Source organism: Methylobacter svalbardensis, from assembly GCF_037671525.1.
In the GTDB taxonomy this organism is placed as follows: Bacteria; Pseudomonadota; Gammaproteobacteria; order Methylococcales; family Methylomonadaceae; genus Methylobacter_A; species Methylobacter_A svalbardensis.
In genome coordinates this window covers 1-5372 of record NZ_JAWPOH010000116.1, presented here as the reverse complement: position 1 = coordinate 5372, position 5372 = coordinate 1, and the positions used below count along the sequence as shown (strand labels likewise).

Sequence of the window (5372 nt, the reverse complement as noted above, 5' to 3'; positions counted from 1 at the left end):
CAGTTTTTGTACAATTGAATTCGAAAAGCTTAGCGTTATGATTTTAAGTGCTCCTTTAAGTTTTTTCAGTAGAAATAAGTATATCTTCAAAGGAGTTTTTTACTGTTTTGGAAATTAATTTTCTGGAAGTCTATAAATCGATTAATAGACAGATTGTCTAATAATGCACTGAAAAACGATTTAATAGACAGTTTATTCTAAGCCAATTACCCTGTCCACAAACTTATAATATAATAGACATCTATAATGTTATATTTCGTTCATTTTTGGACATTTCTAAATTGCATTAACAGCTATTTTTCGGATAACGGGGGTTATGTTAAATTGCTTGAGGTAACGATAAATTCCGTTAGAATTCCAAGGACGGTAAACGACCCATTGCGGTCTATCGCTCCATCTGTTTTAATGGCAGCAATTTGATCATTACCGGTCATTATTACTTATCACCGATGATATACGGAAAGGAAAATCATATGCTGATCAAGAAATTATCGTGTAGAGGAGCATTTGCCGGTAGATATACGGTTAACTATCTAATTCCTTGTTAGAGCATCTGGCGAGCCATAGAGTGAACAAATGAAAGAAAAGATATTAAATAGCTTGTTCAGTTTATCCGGCATGTCGATCACAATCGGATGCGTCGGTTTTTTATCCAGCATTGTCACAATGTTTGTCAATGTTGGAGATCAGGTGTCAGTTAAGTGGTTACTTTTTTCGGTAATGCTTTCAGGCGTGTTTATTTTTATTTTGCTGAAGGTTATATATGACCTCGCCACGGAAATAAAGCCACCTCCGCCATTTGAAATTCCAATTAAATACATAGAAAAAGATCAGATATTCGTAATAAGAAGAAATGAAAATTTCGTCAGCAATATTGTTCTTGGCTGCTACGCACAAATCGACGAAATAGATCGTCTTGCATATCTTGCCGTGGTTCACATAATTCAAGATAAGCTAATACAAGTAAAGATTCGAGCTGACTTGGGAGTTTTTGACAAAATTCCATCCACACAGGAAGAACTAACAAAAATAGCAATTCGTTCTGTCGTCCCGATCTCGGCGATCGAGCAACTTAATTCGCAGGAGAAAGAAAATGTCTGATCGTTATTTTGCAAAAGTTGCGGTTGTACGTGACAACTATACTGTCGTTATTAATAAAGGATCAGAAAGCGGCGTCAAAGAAGGTGATAAATTCTTGCTCGTTGGGGTAGGTGAAGTAATAACAGACCCTGACACCGGAGAGGAGCTTGAGCACCTTGAGTTGGTTCGCGGCAAGGCAACAGCAACCCACGTACAAAATAGGGTTACTACTCTTGAGTCTTGCGAATACAAGAAATCTTCCGACACGCGAGAGATAAAAAAGGTCACCACCAAAGCAACCGCACTTCTGGGGATGCTAGGCCCCCAAGACACTGTAACTGAGTCAATTAAACCAGGAGAATCCCGATTGATGGAGTTTGATGGTGCAACAAAGGGAGATTTTGTAATCAAGCTCTAACATTACGGTCGAGAGGGACGCTCCGCCAAAAAGCGTGGCTCCGCGCCCCTCACCTTTACGTTAGCCAACACTTTTACCGAAGGAGCGCTATGGACTGGTTGCAATTCATCTCCGGCTTAGTTTCAAGCATCGCATGGCCCGCCGTAGCTTTGACGTTTTTGTTTATGTTCAGAGCCGAGCTTGCGAAAATCGTCCAGCGTCTTGCACACCTGAAATACAAGGATCTCGAACTTGACTTCGATAAAGTCAAACAGCAGGCTGAAGGCCTTCATCTCGAAGTGGCGCAAGAGCCCAAGATAATAGAAAGCCCTGTTTTTACTTCGTTGGAAGACCAAATAATGGACGCTGTAGATCGTGCACCGTCGGCTGCGATTTTGTTGGCGTGGTCGGGGCTAGAAACAGCAATCGCCGCCGCCGTGGCGCGGCTTGCAATCTCTCCAGACTCGCCATCCTATCGGTCACCGATGCATAACATCGAAATGCTCAGCCGAAACGGGCGGTTGTCAAAGAAGCATGAAAATCTACTTCATGGAATGCGGGTGCTTAGAAACAAGGTTGCTCACGAGCAGGACTCAATGCTTTCCATCTCGCAAGAACAGGCGTTGAACTACGCCAGCACGGCCATTGACCTGATAAAACACTTTGAGGGCTACAACCGTGTTGGCTAACCTTACGCTCAAGCGGGACGGCGCAAACGCGCGCCGCCCCTTAGCTTCACGTTAGACCCTTCATAAAAACCTGATCGCGCATGGACATCCAATTTAAAGAGTTCCTTTCCAACCTCTCAGAAGTCGAGTTAATGTCGCGCCAGGTAAAGAGTTCGACCGACAAAGAGTACGAATTAATGGTGAAAAACCATCAATCCCTAATTGAAAACGGGATGGAGCAGCACTCGTCCTCGCTTCACAACATGTTCTTTCGCTCACTCATCAGTGGAGAGCCTATTTTTTATGATCATATGTCCCTTGACTTTGATCGGCGCATTAAGGATTTAATAAATCGGCGCAATAAGCACTACCTCTGGCTACTTGCGGAGGCATTCGAATACTTCGAAGATCTTATAGAGCTCATGTATGCACATATGGGACACAAAGAACCGAGTGCATGGCCATCCAAGGAAACAAAAGGAGAAACAGCTGCATCTTTGGCAACAAAGCCTTTTGACTGGTATCTTCAAAAAGCAGAATCCAACAAAAAACTACACGCGAAGCTTGAGTGCATACGGAAAAGATTTCCTGCCTTGGCCGCCGCCGAAAAATCAAACCACTTTGGAATTGACCTTCGCTTCACGATCTGCCTAATTGAAATGTTGCGCCACATTGTGGTACACAACAATGGCCGAATAAGGGATCTAACGAAATTTATTCAGCGCACATTCGAGCAGGCCGGAATGTCCAACAACGGAAACCATGATCCACAGAAGTTGCAGCAGATTCATAATTTCATAGCAACCGATTCACGGGGGCACCGAGTCGTTATGCTGGAAATCCCTCAATCGGGTACTCCGTTTCATGTTGATCGCCTTGGCGCCATAATAAATTGGCTTCTCGCCTACAGTGACTATATATACCATAGACTTATCCGCCCAACATATTTCCCTTCCCAGCAAGCCTAAACGTGATCGCACAACAACATTACCACCTGCAGTTGCAAAATGGGGTCCAACATGGCGCTCAACCGGAGCGCCATGTTAGGCTAGGAAGCAGAAATTTAACTTTTACTCTGACCCCAGTTATTTGACCCTAGTTATTCCGAACGGGGAGACCGAGACACTTAAGAAGGTCAAGGAAGAACACGAGCGCAAGGAGCAGGCGATGCACCAACTCGTCCTCTATCCTGTCAGCTCCAGATGGCGACTAGCTCGGCAATCTTTGTTGCGATCACCGTCATTGTGTCTTCCGATGTGTCCAGGCCGCTTCGAGAAGCGAGCATGGGGCTGACATCGCGGAGCGCTGTGTACGTCGTACCGTGCACGATAGGCACCAGCCGGTTACCCTGCAGGAGCGTCGAAAGCTCTTTATCTGCAACGCCCTCTTTCGGGAGGTTTGCAAGCAATGCAGGGGTCACCAGGACGAGCCCGATTTTCGAGGCGGCCAGGCCCTTGTCGATCGCGCGCATCATTGGCACGCCAAGGCCAAGGTCCTTCTCGCTGAACCAAATCTTGACACCAGCCGCCTTGAGCAAATCGTGCAGTTCCTTGGCGGCGCCTTGCCGGTCGTCCCAAGCGTGGCAGAGGAAGCAATCTCGAAGATCTGGCTTAGCTGCCGTTTGGATCTCAACAGCCTCACGGACCGGCGTGAGCGACGCCACCTGAGCTGGCGTGTACGAGACGGACGAACCGGCGCGCGACCAGCGCGGCCTTGAACTACCGCTTCCGATTGATCTTCCACCGCCGCTGTGGCTGCTGCCGCTCGACGGGTAGGGCGAACTGTGGCCGCCGTCGTAGCTGCTGCGGTAGCCGCCATAGCGGGAACTGCATGCAGGGCAGTTCGCTCGGGCGGCTGCGGAACTGTGACCTCGAACTGGTGCTGTACATCGTGCCATTACTTCCTCCTTTGTTTGTGACGGCGCTAACGGTATGCACATCAACCACCGCGCGGCGACTCTCTGTGCCTAACAAGTTATTAAGCTGTTAACAGTATATCTACCACCAAACCTAGGCCGCAACAATAAATTTCTGAACGGCAAGGATTTTTCCCTTCCGTATATCCTCCAAACTGCGCCAATAGGTGAAATTGGAGGTCATCATGTTGACCGTTACTGCATCCCTCAGTCAGGCGTTCGAAGCACAGCTTGGTCAGCGCAATGTTCCGGATCGGCAACGCCGCGATTTTTGTAAGTAGCTTTGGTATTTTTTGGATTTTTGAAGCAAACCAAATCATTGGCGGCAATGAGCCAGTTTGCAGTCAGTGATCAAAGACTCTTCTACGGCAGAAATTGGCCGGACTCGGCCATTCGAAGTTAAACCTATTAACTATTGATAACGGATTTTATCAATAGTAACTGGCTGGAATGCGCTCCATCTGTACAGTTTGTATTTATAACCGGATATAAAAAACCGCCGCAGTTTTCACTATGGCGGTTGTCGATTAGATACTTCGTGTCGAACTGATCTAATCAGTTAACGCTAACAGAGCATACAATTAATTGCCACTTTATGCTTCCCAGGCCTAGTCTGTGCTGATGATGATTTTGAGGTGGTAACTTATGTCCTTTTGCGATACCAATTTCATCGCCACAAGCTAAACATCTGTAAATGCCTGGGTCTGGTGTCGGATCGCCTGGCGAGTATGTTTTGTCAAAGTTAGCGTGTTGTGATTGTTTAAGAAGATTTCCATTTTTGTAAAGTGCCATGGTGTTTCCTTATGAAATTTGTTAGATCGTCTGCTATCTGAAGCTAAAACAATTACCCTTTAGGTGGATACGGATCATTTCCGTAGGAGTTTTTTTCACGGATACGCCCATTTTCACCGTGAATCAAAAGCTCTGATTTTTGATTCTGTGCGATACTTCGGGCACGATTTATGGCCTCCTGTTGAGTTGAATGAACTGAAGTGGCTTTGCTATTGCCGGCGCCCTTTACAGCCCAATCGTCACCGTGTGGAATAACGTGTTGATTTTTCTTAGTCATTTTCGTTTCCTATTACTCGATGTTCAAGTTTTTAAGCTTAGAAATACAGCCGGAAAACGGGTAAGCTAATCAGTGTAAACTGCCACGTATTTCAACACTATGTTGATGTACGAGCCGGCACACTTTATAAAATCGTTTGTCACTGATTTAGATGCAGCCCTGGGAAAGCTAAAGTCCAATGCCAGGCTGACGCACCTACAAAAGACTTGGCTAGGATTTTGTTTAACGGGGATGTTACTGACC

General features: G+C 46.0%; 7 protein-coding genes. 4 read left to right on the top strand and 3 right to left on the bottom strand.

Annotated features, from left to right (window positions below; all coding sequences use genetic code 11):
- The first annotated feature begins 576 nt into the window (after positions 1-576).
- The 4 genes from RW114_RS19710 (at position 577) to RW114_RS19695 (ending at position 3113) form a co-directional block, all read left to right on the top strand.
- The gene (locus RW114_RS19710; RefSeq protein ID WP_340124444.1) at positions 577-1101 is read left to right on the top strand and encodes a hypothetical protein; all 525 of its coding nucleotides are present in this window, start codon (positions 577-579) and stop codon (positions 1099-1101) included.
- The gene (locus tag RW114_RS19705) at positions 1094-1498 is read left to right on the top strand and encodes a hypothetical protein (RefSeq protein WP_340124443.1); all 405 of its coding nucleotides are present in this window, start codon (positions 1094-1096) and stop codon (positions 1496-1498) included. The genes RW114_RS19710 and RW114_RS19705 overlap by 8 nt, the downstream gene beginning before the upstream one ends.
- Before the next feature lie 89 nt (positions 1499-1587).
- Entirely contained in the window at positions 1588-2166 is a 579-nt protein-coding gene (locus RW114_RS19700) for a DUF4145 domain-containing protein (protein ID WP_340124442.1), read from the top strand.
- Between the two features lie 80 nt (positions 2167-2246).
- Positions 2247-3113 (top strand): hypothetical protein, encoded by an 867-nt coding sequence (locus tag RW114_RS19695; RefSeq protein ID WP_340124441.1) that lies wholly within the window; start codon positions 2247-2249, stop codon positions 3111-3113.
- Between the two features lie 224 nt (positions 3114-3337).
- Here RW114_RS19695 and RW114_RS19690 read toward each other — a convergent pair whose 3' ends face one another.
- From RW114_RS19690 to RW114_RS19680, 3 genes are all read right to left on the bottom strand, one after another.
- On the bottom strand, positions 3338-4042 hold the full coding sequence (locus RW114_RS19690; RefSeq protein WP_340124440.1) for a toll/interleukin-1 receptor domain-containing protein: 705 nt from the start codon (positions 4040-4042) through the stop codon (positions 3338-3340).
- 573 nt (positions 4043-4615) lie between these two features.
- A complete protein-coding gene (locus tag RW114_RS19685) occupies positions 4616-4852 on the bottom strand; it encodes a hypothetical protein (protein WP_340124439.1) in 237 nt (78 codons plus the stop codon).
- A 52-nt stretch (positions 4853-4904) separates the two neighbouring features.
- Positions 4905-5129 (bottom strand): DUF2188 domain-containing protein, encoded by a 225-nt coding sequence (locus RW114_RS19680; RefSeq protein ID WP_340124438.1) that lies wholly within the window; start codon positions 5127-5129, stop codon positions 4905-4907.
- Between the last annotated feature and the right edge of the window lie 243 nt (positions 5130-5372).